This window comes from Agrobacterium sp. MS2 (assembly GCF_003261015.1).
Lineage (GTDB): Bacteria > Pseudomonadota > Alphaproteobacteria > Rhizobiales > Rhizobiaceae > Agrobacterium > Agrobacterium pusense.
In genome coordinates this window covers 117,788-133,352 of the sequence record NZ_QLNF01000072.1, presented here as the reverse complement: position 1 = coordinate 133,352, position 15,565 = coordinate 117,788, and the positions used below count along the sequence as shown (strand labels likewise).

Sequence of the window (15,565 nt, the reverse complement as noted above, 5' to 3'; positions counted from 1 at the left end):
CCGCGCAGCCGACACCCGTAATCCCCGCCACATGGTGGAATCGCTGAACTCGCTCTCCGTCGACATTGCCCGCGCCATCGATCACGATGCGTCGGTGGAACTGTGGCGCCGTTACCAGCGTGGCGAACGCGACGTCTTTACCCGTCGTCTCTACACGCTGAAAGGCCAGACGACCTTCGACGAGATCAAGCGCAAATATGAGCGTGAAGCGGAGTTCCGCACCGCCGTTGACCGCTATATCAACGATTTCGAGAAGCTGCTTGCCGATGTGGCCCGGACCGACCGCGACCGGACCGTGACACAATCCTACCTCACCTCAGATACCGGCAAGGTCTATACGATGCTTGCCCATGCGGCGGGTCGGTTTAATTAACGATATCAACGCAGATACAAGTACACCCCGGTCGGAAGACCGGGGTGCACTTTTGCAACCGCTTTGCTTTATCGTTTCTCAACGAGCTGATTTCAGTGACTGATGACCCCAATCTCAAAAAAAGCCACAGCTACGGCTTGATGACTGGCTCTCCGCGTTCCTGTTCGGACGAGGTTACCTTCACAAACAACGCGACGCGGATCATACATTTCGGCCAACACGCAGCAGATAATCTCGCTCGTTAAACGGATCAGGACCGGAGCGCCGACGCTGCGGCGGGGGATGGCGAGTTCGGGCATAGTGATCGAACGATGTTTCCATCATACCCATGCCGCCGGTTAGTCCCGGCACCTGCTGTTGAACGCTCTGGACAGCCGCTGACGCCAGTGTGCCTTCAAGTCTAACCACATTACCTGAAATCAATGAGTTATTTGTCGCTGCTCCTACTCTGGCTAATAAAGCAACCAGTCTCGGCATGGCGGTGGTGGGTGCCTCGATATGAAAGCGGTCAACAGGCTCGCAAACGAAGGTTTGCGCTTCTTTGAGTGCGCTCGCCAGCACCCACGGGGTCAGGTGCCGGAAGTCCGCCGCATTGGTGGATGGAGACGTGTGGCGCGCAGCCGTCACTGCGACGTGACAATCCTCCACCCGCCAGCCGAAGATTCCCTGTTTCAGCGTTTCGAACACGGTTTCCTCCACCGCACGATAGAAGCTCGCAGGCATCTGACCCAGCTCCACCTCCAGCGCAAAGCTGTTGCCGGTACCGTCTGGCCGTGGCTCGACACGGAGGCCCAAGGTGGCGAGAAATGGATTGGGCTCCTTGAAAAGGAGTTGCAGCCCCTGCCCGCTGCCGCAAAGCCTTTCCACGCAAATAACGATGCTGTCTTCAAAATCGGCAGCGATACCGTAACCGGTAGACAACTCAGACTGGATGACCTCCTTTTGGACCTCGCCGTAGAGCGATACGAAAACGTCATTCGTCTCTTCGTTCCGCCGCAAGCTTATCAAAGGATCCTGTTCAGCCAACTGGTTGAGCGCAAGCCACAGGTTTGCATGTTCGGACGGTCGCCGGGAGATAATACGCGTTTCAAGCGTGGGCGGCGCAAAATGAAATTCGCCGCGCGCGATGGCAGTCGCGCCTACCAGATCGCCAACTCGGGCATCGGCGAGACCGTTAACACGTCCGATCTGACCGGCGCAAAGACGTGTCGCACTCTTAATCCGGCCGTCCTCAAACACCTGTATCCCCGTCACTTTCCCCGAGCCCCGAGGTAGAGGCAGATACTGGCGAAGCTGGATCGTTCCCGATGCAAGATACAGATAGGACAGCTTTTCGCCGCCCCATCCGCGTTCGATCTTGAAGATTTTTCCAACGACATCGCCAGCTGGGTCGGGGTTACGAGCAGGGAGCATGGCGGGAATTGCCGAGATCAGGTCCGATAGCCCAACACCCGTCATTGCAGCACCGGCAAAAACGGGATGCACCAGTCCAGAGGCAGTCTGCTGCCTCAGGGAATGTGATAGCCTTTCGGAATCCACCAAATCGGGCCTTGCAAGATAGTCATGAAGCAGATTTTCATCATTTTCCGCGAGGATTTCGCTCAGGCTCGTAAAAAATGGATTGCTCACCGTCATATTTGTTGCCGCCACTCGTACTAGCTTTCCACCCTCATCAGTGACAGTCGACATTGCAATCGGGCACACCCGCAACTGATTGACGAGGTCGTTCACGACCCCGTCATAACGTGCCCCAACTCTGTCGACCTTATTGATGAAAAACAAGAAGGGTACGCCAAGGCGTTGCAGCGCTCGTACCAGTACGCGCGTCTGGGCCTGCACGCCCTCCACAGCGGAAACGACGACCACTGCGGCATCAAGCACACCCAGTACCCGCTCCACCTCCGCGATAAAATCCGGATGACCGGGCGTATCGATTAGATTGACGACGGTATCGCAGATTTTGAATGAAACGACAGCGGCTCTGATAGTAATACCGCGTTGCCGTTCGAGTTCGAGACTATCCGTCTGCGTGCTGCCGGCATCTACGCTGCCAAGCTTGTCGATCACACCGACATCGAAAAGAAGACGCTCCGTAAGACTAGTCTTGCCTGCGTCCACATGGGCGAGGATGCCCAGATTCAAAGTGCGCATGAACCCTCAACTTCTCAGAAACTCCAAGATGATTTTCTTGAGAAGGGACTCGGCGTATTGGGACCTCTATGAGCTGAAACGACAAGTTATCGAGCAGATCTCCGCCAATTGCGGAAATACCCAATAATTTAGAACCCGTGTCGCGAAATATGTCAAGCCGGGTTCGATCAGCCCGGACACCATCGCGCACAGGATGGCTTCTTGATGAAACTTCATAATCTTGCTGGTGGTGCGCTGTCTTGTTGAGTTCAAATCTCGAACGTGCCTGATGCAACCCGCACCGCGTGGCCGCCGATGCGGGCGCGGCCGATTTCGCCGTCCTTGATGTCCATGCGCAGGTGGATGTGAGACGGTCTTTCCATCTCCACCCCCTGCTCGATCAGAAGCGGATAATGTCCGTCTGTCAGCCCGTCGAAATGGTGGATGGCGCCGGAAAGCGCGGCGGCGGCCGAGCCGGTTGCGGGGTCTTCGGCAATGCCCATATCCGGGGAGAACATACGGGCATGGAACTTTGCGGCGTGATTGACACCGCCGCGACAGTAAATATAGGCCGCCGTGAGCAGCCCCTCAACCAGCGGTGCGGTGCGCAGCCACAGACCGGCGTCGAAATCCATATCACGCACTGCGGCGATATTATGCATCGGCACCAGCAGGAAAGGTACGCCGGCCGTCCAGATCGATGGCACATGATTTTCAAAACCGAGATGGCCTTCGCTGACACCCAGCGCATCGGCCAGGGCGGCATGAACGAGGGGCAGGTCCACCCTTGAAGATCTGCGCGGCAGATCGAATTCCGCAAAGCTGACGGCGCCAGCCCGCATTTTCACCGCGCAGCGCACGGGCCCCACCTTCTCCTCGAGTACGCAGACCATATCGATGTCGTCATCGCCATCCCCTCGATTGCGCTCGGCAATCGCTACCGCGGCGCCGACGGTCGGATGTCCGGCGAAAGGCAATTCACCCGAGGGTGTGAATATGCGCAGGGAAGCCGCGTGCGCAGGGTTGCTGGAGCGATTGATGAAAACGGTCTCGGAGAGATTCATCTCCCGGGCGATGGCCTGCATCGTCCCCTGATCGAGGTCATCGGCGTCATACATTACCGCCAGCGGGTTTCCCGCCATTTTCGTCTCGGTAAACACATCATAGATATTATAGTGCAGCGCCACACCCGTCTCCTGCCATTCGAAACCTCGTCTGCCTTGCGCAAACTGCATCAGGCCGCCTTACACCGCAACCCTTGTTGCGACAGGAAATCAAGAAGCTGTGGAACGGCGCGATTCAATGGCATGGCCTTGAGAACGTCTCTCTGCCCGAAAGGCCTTGTCGCCGGCGGCCGTCTTCATGTACCAAGGATGCGTCTTGCGGCTTGCGACCGGAGGTCTTGAACGACTTTCGAATATTGCGAACCGCTTCAACAGGTTACATTGCAGTCGCAGGCCGGGTCCCGGTCTTCGCCGTTGTCGAGGGAAGCGGATGTCGCATTCTACCTATTCACTATCCTTCGTAGCCTCCGCGACTGCGGAGGCGCAGGCGGCGCTGGAAGAGCTGAAAAGCGCTTATGGCAATACGCCGTTTGACGAAGCGGACGTCATCGTGGCTCTCGGCGGTGACGGATTCATGCTGCAGATTCTCAACGAGACGATGAATTCCGGCAAGCGTGTCTACGGCATGAACCGGGGCTCGGTCGGCTTCCTGATGAACGATTACCGGGTGGAAGGCCTCATCGAACGCATTGCGGTGGCAAGCGGCAACGATTTCCACCCCCTGCGCATGACGACGACGGATTCCGATGGCGACGAGTTTACGGCGCTCGCCATGAACGAAGTCAGCCTGTTCCGCCAATCGCATCAGGCTGCCAAGCTTCGGGTCGAGGTGGACGGCAAGGTTCGACTGGAAGAGCTGATCTGCGACGGCATGATGGTGGCGACGCCAGCAGGGTCTACGGCGTATAATTTTTCCGCCCATGGACCGATTCTGCCGCTGGAATCGCCGCTGCTTGCACTGACGCCGGTCAGCGCTTTCCGTCCGCGGCGCTGGCGCGGCGCGCTTTTGCCGAATAAGGTCACGGTCGACATTCATGTTCTCGAACGCGACAAGCGCCCGGTGAACGCGGTGGCCGACCACACCGAGGTGAAATCCGTTCGTCATGTACGGATCGCACAATCGCAGGACAGGACGGCCAGAATTCTCTCGGATCCGGACCGTTCGTGGTCGGACCGGGTCCTCGCCGAACAGTTCAACAACTGAAGCCAACGATCGACAATGCCATGCAACTGACAAGAACCATCATCGCAGCCTGCCTTTTCGCCGCCGCCGTGCTTCCGGCGCGGGCGCAGACGGAAGCGATTGACGCGCTGCCGGTTTCGGCGATCTTTGTCACCAGCAGCGGCATGTGGGAAGATCGCAATCTTGAGCCGGTGAAGGGGCCTGACGGGCAGCTGCGGCCCCCACCTGCCTCACCAACGCGCGGCTATTACAAGGTCATCGCCATACGCCAGGGCGATGGTACGGCGAAAATTTATCTGCAGCGCATCGCCTTTACCGCCCAGGGGCCGAATCTTCTCGAAAATATCGAGCTCGAGGAATTCAGTCAGATGAAGTCCTATGTCACGGATATTCGTCCCGAAAGCTCGAATGGAGCGCCCGCTTCGCCCGGCCTTTTCGTGACGGTTTATCTCAAGACCGATCCGATGAGCAAGGAAGCGGAAAGCTGGACGATCCTGATCGACGAGCTGGGTGAGATGAAGGTCGAGAAGGCTTCGAACTAGCCCGTGATTGGCCGGTGGGCAGTCGTCATGCGATAGTCTGGGTGTTCAACTCATGAGGGCCATCCAGAACTGCACCGAAATGATGCTTCCACAAGCGCGCGCCCAGTTCGCCGCTGCGGTCGAGACTCGAGCCGACGGTCAGCCACGGCAGAAGCGTGGGATGAAGTCCCGCATCGAAAAGCGCAAAACCGGCAGCCAGAACACAGGTATCGGCCTGGATGCCGCAGACCAGCACGCGGTCGAGCTTCAGCGACAGAAGATAGTCGATGGCCTCCCGTGGCGGCGCATAGCCATGTTTGATGAAGATGCGATCGGCAACCACCAGCGACTCATCGTCCCTGCCCGGCTTCCAGCCCAGTTGCCGTTCAAATGGCGTCACGCTTTCGTCATGGCGTTCGACAGTGGCGAGGCTGGGCATGGTCTGCGCGAGACTGGATATCTCGGCAACCAGCGTTGCCGGAGGATTGAAGCTCGGCTGGACGTCGACGATATAGAGCGCCTGTTTCATGCATCTCCTCCAATGAAAAACCCCTCGCAATGGGTTCGCGAGGGGTGATCTTTTTCAATCGACGCGCCTGGGACCTCAGTCGATATCCGCCACGTCCACATCCGCACCGCCGCTGATGCGGTGGGCAAGAGCGGCTTCCATGAATTCGTTCAGGTCGCCATCCAGCACGTTGCCGGGCGCCGTGCTTTCCACGCCGGTACGCAGATCCTTCACCAGCTGGTAAGGCTGCAGGACGTAGGAGCGAATCTGGTGGCCCCAACCGATATCGGTCTTGGATGCCGCCTGCGCATTGGCCGCTTCTTCCCGCTTCTGCAGCTCCACCTCATAAAGGCGGGCACGCAGCATGTCCCACGCCTTGGCGCGGTTCTTGTGCTGGGAGCGTTCCTGCTGGCAGGCGACGGCAATACCGGTCGGAATGTGCGTGATGCGCACGGCTGAGTCCGTGGTGTTGACGTGCTGACCACCCGCACCGGACGAACGATAGGTATCGATGCGGCAATCGCTTTCATTGATATCGATCTGGATCGAATCGTCGACGACGGGGTAAACCCAGACGGAAGAGAACGACGTGTGGCGACGCGCGTTGCTGTCATACGGCGAAATGCGGACGAGGCGATGCACGCCCGATTCCGTCTTCAGCCAGCCAAAGGCATTATGTCCCTTGACGAGGATCGTCGCGGACTTGATTCCAGCTTCTTCGCCATCGTGGACTTCCAGAACCTCGACCTTGAAACCTTCACGGTCGGCCCAGCGGGTGTACATGCGCAGCAGCATGTTCGCCCAGTCCTGGCTTTCGGTGCCGCCAGCGCCGGAGTGCACTTCGAGATAGGTATCATTGCCGTCGGCCTCGCCTGAGAGCATGGCTTCCACCTGACGGCGGTTTGCCTCGCTCTTCAACGCCTTCAGCGCGTCTTCGGCGTCCTTGACGATTTCATCATCGCCCTCCATCTCGCCGAGTTCGATCAGCTCGATATTGTCCCGGAGCTGCTGCTCCAGCGCCTTGACGCCATTGATGCTGTCATCGAGCTGCTGACGCTCGCGCATCAACTTCTGCGCCTCTGCGGCATCGTTCCAGAGGGTCGGATCCTCTGCCTTGTTGTTCAACCAGTCCAGTCGTCTTATCGCCTGGTCCCAGTCAAAGATGCCTCCTCAGCAGGCTTATGGCCTGCTTGATTTCGTCGACTACGTTCACGATTTCATTGCGCATTTCGCTGGTTCTTCACCTTCATTGAAACTCGTTGCTCAAATAAATGCGGGGGGCGCGGATGTAAAGACCCGCGCCCCCGCCAAACGTCATGGCTGATGTCAATAAAGGCCGCCGCCACCGCCGGTGATGGCCTGCTGCGCCTGCGGCGAGGTCTTCAGAATATCTTCCTGCGACATGTAGCCTTCAGCACCGATGACCGAGAAGCTATCGGCCGGGCCTGTGCCGGGCTTAAAGGCTTCCATGATCGTGTCCGGTTCGCCTTCCGCTGCCGCCATGCCGGTCTTGCGGTTGACGGCAACGAAGTTCATGCCTGCAGGCACGATGAACTTGCTCGGCTGGAGATGCTTGGCCGCATCGGCGATGAATTCACCGAAAATCGGCGCAGACAGCGAGCCGCCGGTACCACCGCGACCGAGCGGTGCGGGCGAGTCGAAACCAATGTACAGGCCGGCGACCATGTCCGGGGTGTAACCGACGAACCAGGCATCCTTTTCATCATTGGTGGTGCCCGTCTTGCCGGCAACCGGCAGATCGACCTTGATCTTGCCTGCGGCCGTACCGCGCTGCACGACACCTTCCAGCATGGAGGTGGTCTGATAAGCGGTCATCGGGTCCAGAACCTGTTCGCGGTTGTCGACGATCACAGGCTCATCCTGGTTCTGCCAGCTGGTAGCGTTGCAACCTTCGCAGGCGCGCTCCTCATGGCGGAATATCGTCTTGCCGTAACGGTCCTGAATGCGGTCAATCAGCGTCGGCTTGATCTGCTTGCCACCATTGGCGATGACCGAATAGGCCGAAACCATACGCATCACGGTGGTTTCACCAGAACCGAGCGACATGGAGAGAAGCGGCGGCATCTTGTCGTAGATGCCGAAGCGTTCGGCATATTCCGCTACCAGATTCATGCCCATGTCCTGCGCCAGACGCACGGTCATGAGGTTACGGGACTTTTCGATGCCGAGGCGCAGGGTCGAGGGACCTGCAGAACCGCCGCCGTAATTCTGCGGTTTCCAGACCTGGCCGCCCGACACCACCTCAATGGGCGCATCGAGAATAACCGATGCCGGCGTATAGCCATTGTCGAGCGCCGCTGCATAGATGAACGGCTTGAACGAGGAACCAGGCTGACGCATTGCCTGCGTCGAGCGGTTGAACTCCGATTGTGCATAGGAGAAACCGCCGACCATGGCCAGAACGCGGCCGGTATGCGGGTCCATCACCACCATACCACCCTGCACCTTGGGCGGCTGCCGCAGGCGATATTCATTTCCGGAGCTGGAAAGCGGTTGTGCATAGATGACGTCACCGACTGTCAGGACGCCAACCGGAGACTTGGCGGTGGCTTTCTTGCCTGCCGCGTCACGATAGGCCCAGCGCATGTTCTCCGCAGAGATGTGACCGCGCGTGCGCTTGTCGCCATCTTCCGCATCGGGGTCGGCCTGGATGCCGATATCGACACCATCTGCGGCAACCGCAAGCACGACCGCGACCTTCCATTCCGGAACGTCTCTCAAGCCCTTGACCTTGGCAAGCGCAGCCGTCCAGTCGCCGGCCGTCTCGATCTTTTCGATGGGTCCACGGAAACCGCGACGCTCATCATACTGCACCAGACCATCCTGAAGCGCCTTGCGGGCCTCCATCTGAATCTGGGGATCAAAGGAAGTGCGAACGGAAAGGCCGCCTTCGAGAAGTGCTTCCTCGCCGTATTTCTCAAAGATCTGGCGGCGGACTTCTTCGGCAAAGTAGTCGGACGCGAAGATATGCGCGCCACCGCGGCGCAGGTTCACTCCAAGCGGCTGTTTCTTGGCGTCTGCAGCATCGGAGGCCGTGATATAGCCGTTTTCGGCCATGCGGTCGATCACCCAGTCGCGACGCTCGAGAGCCGCCTTTTCGCGGCGGATCGGGTGGTAATTGGCCGGACCTTTCGGCAGCGACGCCAGATAGGCGGTTTCCGCAATGGTCAGTTCCGTCACCGATTTGTTGAAATAGGTGAGCGCCGCGCCGGCGATGCCGTAGGAATTCAGGCCGAAGAAGATCTCATTGAGATAAAGCTCAAGAATCTTGTCCTTGGAATAGGTCTGCTCGATGCGGAAGGAAAGAATGGCTTCCTTGAGCTTGCGGTCGATGGTCTGGTCGTTTGTCAGCAGGAAGTTCTTCGCGACCTGCTGGGTGATGGTGGATGCGCCCACCGGACGGCGGCCGGAGCCGAAATTCTGGATATTGACGAGAATGGCACGGCCGAGGCCCCATACATCGACGCCGGGGTGATTGTAAAAATTCTTGTCTTCCGCGGACAGGAAGGCAGCCTTCACCCGGTCGGGAATGGCCTGGATCGGCAGGAACAGGCGCTTCTCATGGGCATATTCCGCCATAAGCGCCCCGTTGCCCGCATGCACGCGGGTCGTGACCGGCGGTTCATAGGTGCTCAGAACTGCGTAATCCGGCAGGTCCTTCGTCACGCCGTGCAAATAAATCGCACCGGCGGCGGCGGCGCACAGGAAGAGCACGCTGGCCAAGCCGAAAAAATATCCAATCAGTCTGATCATACCAAGCTACCGATAATTCGAATCGTAACCATCCACGCCCGAGGAAACGGGCGCATCTTTGCATATCGCGTGCCGTTTTGCACACCATACCTTCGATGACAAGCCGGATACGGCAGCATTCGCTGATATGTTACCGGGCCACCAGCCCGCAACTCCGCGCCAACGCTTTGCGGACCGCCACCGAATCCGAGTTCCGAGTAACGCGGCGAATGTGAGTAAAATAGGGCTCGGCCCCGTTATTCATCCGCAAGGTCCCGAATTGAACAGCATTTTTAGCGATCAATGGCAACGCGGCAACAGCTCGGCCGACACGGCGCATTTCCCTTCAGCCACCGTTCGCCAGAGCCTTCGAACGGTACCGCCCGACGGCTGTTGCCAGCGTATCGGCCACCTTCTTGCGCCATTCCGCATCGAGAAGCAGCTTCTCGTCGTCAGGATTGGAAAGGAAACCAAGCTCGAGAAGCACCGATGGCACGTCATGGGCGCGCAACACCATGAAACCGGCGTAACGATGTGGATTGTTGATGAGGCCAACCTGCCCCTCGAAGGAAGAAACGATGTTTTCGGCGAGTGTCACCGAGAACGCCTGGGTTTCCCGGCGCGTGAAATCGAGGAGAATATCGGCGACTTCCGGCGGCTCGCTGGAAACGGCGACACCGGCGATCTGGTCGGACTTGTTTTCACGCTCCGCCAATTCCTGCGCCATACGGTCCGACGCGCGATCGGACAAAGTATAGACGGTCGCGCCGCGTATGCCCTTCTGTTTCAGTGTATCGGCATGCAGGGAGATGAAAAGATTGGCGTTGTTCTGCCGCGCGATCGTCACGCGTTCGGACAAGGCAAGAAATGTATCGGAATCACGCGTCAGGAAGGCCTTTATGCCGGGCTCGCGGTTCAGGCGCTCCGCGAGCTCCTTCGCGAACATCAAGGTGATGACCTTTTCCTCGGTGCCCGTCGTGCCACCTGAGGCGCCGGCATCGATGCCTCCATGACCGGCGTCGACCGCGATGACGAATTCCGCAGGGCGGGAAGTCTTGTCCGCTGGAGAAATCGCGGCGGTGGTAACGGGCGCTGGCGCCTGCCACTGCTGCTCCTTCACAAGTTCGGCGAACTTGCCCTTGGTGGTAATCTCCGTATCGAGGACGAAACGGAAGGACTGCCCGTCATCGGCCTTTTTCGTTTCAGCGACCGCCACCCGCACCGGCTTCTTCGCCGTCAGCACGATACGGGCGCTGTTTTCCCCCATTCCGCCGAAGCGAATATCGGAAAAAAGGCCGGTTGGCCTGAGATCGGATGCGGGAAAGCTGAAATTCACCGCCGGGAAGTCCACGACGATGCGGGCGGGAGAATCGAGATAGTGAACGTCGAACTCCGGCTCCTCGGCAAAATCGAGAACGATGCGCGTGCGCGCCTCATCACCGATGATGCGGGCCTGATGCGCGACAAGCGGCTCTGTTGCCTGGACGGCCGGAACGACGGAAACCGAGGCGACGGCAGACAATGTCACGACAGCCGCAAGCCGCGCGATTCGCGCGCCAATCCACCCTGCCCCACCTGATTTCGTTGCGCTGCGCGTGAAATTCATGGTCTTCAAGAAATTCCGTATTTCAGTCATTTTCGATAACCGGCGCGGTAAAACACCCGGAACGGTGCCGTTTCAACCACGCCGGACGACAATTTGCGCGTTTGCGCCTCACCATCGCAGGCCTTGGTGAACCAATTGTTAACCCGGAAATTCCACCAACAATATGGCATATTTAGCCAGCCTATTGCTATTATGACAGAGAAAACATACAACATGGATGAGGGTTAAAAGTGTTGACGGGATAGATGCCCGCCGGCTGCCAATCGAAAAAGACGCTGGCGCTGCAAATCGGGCAATCATCTGCCGTCGTTACATTTATCCTGAAACTCGATCAATTCCGGCCGTGGCCGGAGACCTACCCGGTGGCGCTGCCACCGCCGCTCTGAGGAGAGCAAATTCATCGGACCCCAAGGGGTCTATATATTATTGTCGTTCCGCCTGGCCAATGATGTCGCAGCAGTTTTCACATGAACCGGATACCAGGAGCAGGCCAAGCGCCTCGCCGTCGGTCCGGATGCTGCCAGTTTACAGACGCCCGGCAGGAGACTTCATTTCCGGCACATCCTTGCACTCATATGAAAGGCTCGTCCGTGTGGCGGGCCTGTTCTCGTATAAAACAAGGCTGCGCCGAGGAGCACAGCTTACATGGCAGACAAAATGCTTATCGACGCCTCCCACGAAGAGGAGACACGCGTAGTCGTTGTCCGTGGGAACCGGATCGAAGAATTCGATTTTGAATCGGAACACAAAAAACAGATCCGCGGCAATATCTACCTTGCCAAGGTCACCCGCGTTGAGCCCTCCCTCCAGGCGGCCTTCGTGGATTACGGTGGAAACCGTCACGGCTTTCTCGCTTTCGCGGAAATCCATCCGGATTATTACCAGATCCCGCTCGCTGATCGTCAGGCCCTGCTGAAAGCGGAAGCCGAGGATCATCGCCGCAGCGACGATTTCGAATCGGCCGATGCGCCTGAGCCCGCCGCCCCGATGATCGACCTTTCGCAGGTGGATCAGCCGGATGTCGGCATTGTTTCCGCAAGCGAAACCACTGAGACCGTTGTGACGGAAGAACCTGCACCCGTCGTGGAAGCGGTTTCCGAAGAAGCGGCCGTCGAAGTCGTCGCGGAAGAAGCGCCGGCTGAGGAAGAAAAGCCGAAGAAGCGCGTTCGCCGCCCCCGCGCCAAGAAGAAGACAGCTGAAGAAATCGCAGCCGAGGCGGCAGACGCTTCTTCCGAAGACGATGGCAGCACCGGCGGTGAAATGGCCGCGATGGTCGATACCGACACGATTTCCGAGGAAGTCGAAGGTCTTCGCCGCGGCAATGACGATGATGACGACGATGATGACGATCATCACGAAAAGGAAGTGATTGAATCCGTCGGCGCCGAAGACGCCATGGAAGAAGTTCCGGATCGCGTTGCCCGCAAGCCGCGCAAACAATACCGCATCCAGGAAGTCATCAAGCGCCGCCAGATCCTTCTCGTGCAGGTGGCCAAGGAAGAGCGCGGCAACAAGGGTGCTGCACTCACCACCTATCTGTCGCTGGCCGGCCGTTACTCCGTGCTGATGCCGAATACGGCGCGTGGCGGCGGTATTTCCCGCAAGATCACCCAGCCGACTGACCGCAAGCGTCTGAAAGAAATCGCGCGCGATCTGGAAGTGCCGCAGGGTATGGGCGTCATTCTGCGCACCGCAGGCGCCAACCGCACCCGCGTCGAAATCAAGCGCGACTTCGAATATCTGATGCGCCTGTGGGAAAACGTCCGCACGCTGACGCTGAATTCCACGGCTCCCTGCCTCGTTTACGAAGAAGGCTCGCTGATCAAGCGTTCGATCCGCGATCTCTATAACAAGGATATCAGCGAGATCATCGTTTCCGGCGAAGAAGGCTATCGTGAAGCGAAAGACTTCATGAAGATGCTGATGCCGAGCCACGCCAAGGTTGTTCAGCCTTACCGCGACATTCACCCGATCTTCTCGCGCTCCGGCATCGAAGCGCAGCTCGACCGCATGCTGCAGCCCCAGGTGACGCTGAAGTCCGGTGGCTACCTCATCATCAACCAGACCGAAGCGCTGGTCTCCATCGACGTCAACTCCGGCCGTTCGACACGCGAGCATTCCATCGAGGAAACCGCGCTGACGACCAACCTGGAAGCTGCGGAAGAAGTGGCACGCCAGCTGCGTCTGCGCGACCTTGCCGGTCTTGTCGTCATCGACTTCATCGACATGGAAGAAAAGCGCAACAACCGCGCCGTCGAGAAGAAGCTCAAGGACTGCCTTAAGAACGACCGTGCGCGCATCCAGGTCGGCCGCATCTCGCATTTCGGTCTTCTGGAAATGTCGCGCCAGCGCATTCGCGCTTCGGTGCTGGAATCGACCACGCAGGTCTGCCAGCATTGCGGCGGCACGGGTCATGTGCGTTCGGAATCCTCCATCGCGCTGCATGTGCTGCGTGGCGTCGAGGAATATCTGCTGCGCAACACCACCCACAACATCACCGTGCGTTGCACGCCGGAAACGGCGCTCTATCTGCTCAACCACAAGCGCGGCACGATTGTCGATTATGAAGGCCGCTTTGGCGTGTCGATCATCATTGCCGCCGACTCCGGCGTCGGCGCCCAGCATTTCGCCATCGATCGCGGTGAAGCCGTCGAAAATCCCGTGAAGATCGAAAGCCTCATCCAGATGCTGCCGAACTTCGTGGAAGAAGAAGACGATTTTGTCGCCGAGGTGGAAGAGGACGAAGACGAGGAAGAAATCGTCAAGACCGAAAGCGCCCGACCCCGCCAGCAGCAGCAGGGCGACAATGGCGAAGAAGGCAAGCGCAAGCGCAAGCGCCGTCGCCGCCGTCGTGGCAAGGGCGGTCAGAACGACCAGAACGGCTCGCTTGAGGCCGGTTCCGGCAACGACGCTGACGGCGACGATGCCGAGGGTGATGACGACGGGATCGACACCGATGACAATGGGGTTGAGACCGAAAACGGCACTGCGGAAGCTGTAACCTCCGAAGAGGAAAGCAAGCGCAAGCGCCGCCGCCGCGGGAAGCGTGGCGGCCGCCGCAATCGTGCAGAGGACGAAGCTCTCGACGCCTCCGGCGCTGAGGACGAAGGCGAAAGCGAAAGCGACGAAGCGCCTGTAACTGAGGCACCGGTAACCGAAGAGGCGACCGCAGCCGAAGTGGTGGAAGGTGTCGTTGCCGACGTCGTGGAAGAGGAAGCACCGAAGAAGCCGCGCCGTACCCGCAAGGCAAAGGCCAAGACGGAAACCGACGAAGCGCCGAAGGCCGAAGCCGTTGAAACGGTGGAGCCGGTGATCGTTGAGGAAACCGTCGTGGATGTCGCCGTTGAAGAAGCAGGCGAAGCGTCGGCCGATGTCGCTCCGCAGGCGGAAGCACCGGCGAGCGAAGAAAAGGTCCGCGCGAACCGGGGCAGCAATGTTTCAACTTCGGAGCCGGTGGTTACATCGTCGTCTCCCAATCCCGATGGCGATGAGCCGAAGCCGCGCAAGGGCGGCTGGTGGCAGCGCCGCGGCTTCTTCTGAGAGACGCTACATTTTGGATAAAAGACGCCCGCAACGATGTTGCGGGCGTTTTCTTTTATTGGTGCTAAGGACAGGCGCTTTTGGCGCCGCTGACATTTCCTCATTCCATGCTTGTCACAGGAACGCAGTCAACGCATGCCCGCGGCGGGAGCGTCCCCGTCAGCTCAAGGACCTGGCTGGCTGGATCCGTTTAACAGGCACGGGATGAGGCGTGGGAGGGGCCAACCGTCAGACAGACCGCGTGAGACCACCATCCACGCGGATATTCTGGCCGGTAATATACCCTGCCCCCTCAGATGCGAGAAATGCCACTGTGGCGGCGATCTCTTCGCTCTTGCCGTAACGCTGCATCGGAACGCTCTCCCGGCGTTCTTCCGTCGCCGGCAGGCTGTCGATCCAGCCGGGAAGGACATTGTTCATGCGGACATTATCGGCTGCGTAGGTATCGGCAAAAATCTTGGTGTAGGAGGCAAGGCCGGCGCGGAACACGGCGGATGTGGGGAACATGCTGCTCGGTTCGAAAGCCCAGGCAGTCGAGATGTTGACGATCGCGCCCGCCCTCTGCCTTACCATGACCGGGGCGATGATGCGCGTCGGGCGAATGACGTTCATGAGGTAGACATCGAGCCCGGTATGCCATTGTTCGTCGGTAATATCGAGGATGGCGGCGCGCGGGCCATGGCCGGCGCTGTTCACCAGCACGTCGATACGGCCGAATCTCTCAAGCGCCAGATCCGTCAGCCGTTGCAGGTCTTCATTGGACTGGTTGGAACCGGTAACGCCGATGCCGCCCAACTCTTTCGCCAGCGCCTCTCCCTTGCCAGAAGACGACAGGATAGCGAGCTTGTAACCATCCGCGGCCAGGCGTTTCGCAACGGCAGCTCCCA

Annotated in this window: 11 protein-coding genes; 4 read left to right on the top strand and 7 right to left on the bottom strand. The window is 59.0% G+C overall.

The features are described 5' to 3' along the window. Window positions 1-373: hypothetical protein (locus DOU54_RS28275; protein ID WP_286079941.1), on the top strand; the 373-nt coding region annotated here is incomplete at its 5' end. 201 nt (window positions 374-574) lie between these two features. Here the strand turns inward: DOU54_RS28275 and DOU54_RS19505 are convergent. Both DOU54_RS19505 and DOU54_RS19500 read right to left on the bottom strand, forming a co-directional pair. Then, complete coding sequence (locus DOU54_RS19505) at window positions 575-2,524, bottom strand: elongation factor G (protein WP_045534099.1); 1,950 nt, start codon at window positions 2,522-2,524, stop codon at window positions 575-577. Between the two features lie 248 nt (window positions 2,525-2,772). Next, window positions 2,773-3,690, bottom strand: a complete 918-nt coding sequence (locus tag DOU54_RS19500; RefSeq protein WP_113381095.1) for a PhzF family phenazine biosynthesis protein — start codon at window positions 3,688-3,690, stop codon at window positions 2,773-2,775. Window positions 3,691-3,997: 307 nt separating this feature from the next. Between DOU54_RS19500 and DOU54_RS19495 the strand changes: the two genes are divergently transcribed. Together DOU54_RS19495 and DOU54_RS19490 are read left to right on the top strand one after the other, a co-directional pair. Continuing rightward, complete coding sequence (locus DOU54_RS19495; protein ID WP_004441471.1) at window positions 3,998-4,771, top strand: NAD kinase; 774 nt, start codon at window positions 3,998-4,000, stop codon at window positions 4,769-4,771. Window positions 4,772-4,791: 20 nt separating this feature from the next. Then, window positions 4,792-5,292: a hypothetical protein gene (locus DOU54_RS19490; protein WP_113381067.1), complete on the top strand. Its 501-nt coding sequence runs from the start codon at window positions 4,792-4,794 to the stop codon at window positions 5,290-5,292. A 25-nt stretch (window positions 5,293-5,317) separates the two neighbouring features. Here DOU54_RS19490 and DOU54_RS19485 read toward each other — a convergent pair whose 3' ends face one another. The 4 genes from DOU54_RS19485 to DOU54_RS19470 all read right to left on the bottom strand — a co-directional run bounded on the left by DOU54_RS19485 (window position 5,318) and on the right by DOU54_RS19470 (window position 11,138). Then, a complete protein-coding gene (locus tag DOU54_RS19485) occupies window positions 5,318-5,800 on the bottom strand; it encodes a cysteine hydrolase family protein (RefSeq protein ID WP_113381066.1) in 483 nt (160 codons plus the stop codon). 75 nt (window positions 5,801-5,875) lie between these two features. Beyond that, window positions 5,876-7,007, bottom strand: a protein-coding gene (gene prfB / locus DOU54_RS19480) for a peptide chain release factor 2 (RefSeq protein WP_004441463.1) whose coding sequence is annotated in 2 segments (ribosomal slippage) — window positions 5,876-6,937 and window positions 6,939-7,007 — 1,131 coding nt in all. Because the reading frame shifts where the segments join, the coding sequence is not laid out codon by codon here. Between the two features lie 98 nt (window positions 7,008-7,105). After that, complete coding sequence (locus DOU54_RS19475; RefSeq protein WP_113731740.1) at window positions 7,106-9,553, bottom strand: penicillin-binding protein 1A; 2,448 nt, start codon at window positions 9,551-9,553, stop codon at window positions 7,106-7,108. Window positions 9,554-9,878: 325 nt separating this feature from the next. Next, window positions 9,879-11,138, bottom strand: coding sequence for an N-acetylmuramoyl-L-alanine amidase (locus tag DOU54_RS19470; RefSeq protein ID WP_042935939.1), 1,260 nt, complete (start codon window positions 11,136-11,138; stop codon window positions 9,879-9,881). Window positions 11,139-11,783: 645 nt separating this feature from the next. On the opposite strand from DOU54_RS19470, the gene DOU54_RS19460 reads away from it, so the two are divergent. Further along, entirely contained in the window at window positions 11,784-14,678 is a 2,895-nt protein-coding gene (locus DOU54_RS19460) for an Rne/Rng family ribonuclease (protein WP_113731739.1), read from the top strand. A gap of 228 nt (window positions 14,679-14,906) precedes the next feature. On the opposite strand, the gene DOU54_RS19455 is transcribed toward DOU54_RS19460, so the two are convergent. Beyond that, the coding region (locus tag DOU54_RS19455) for an SDR family oxidoreductase (RefSeq protein WP_286079940.1) at window positions 14,907-15,565 on the bottom strand (659 nt) is incomplete at its 5' end.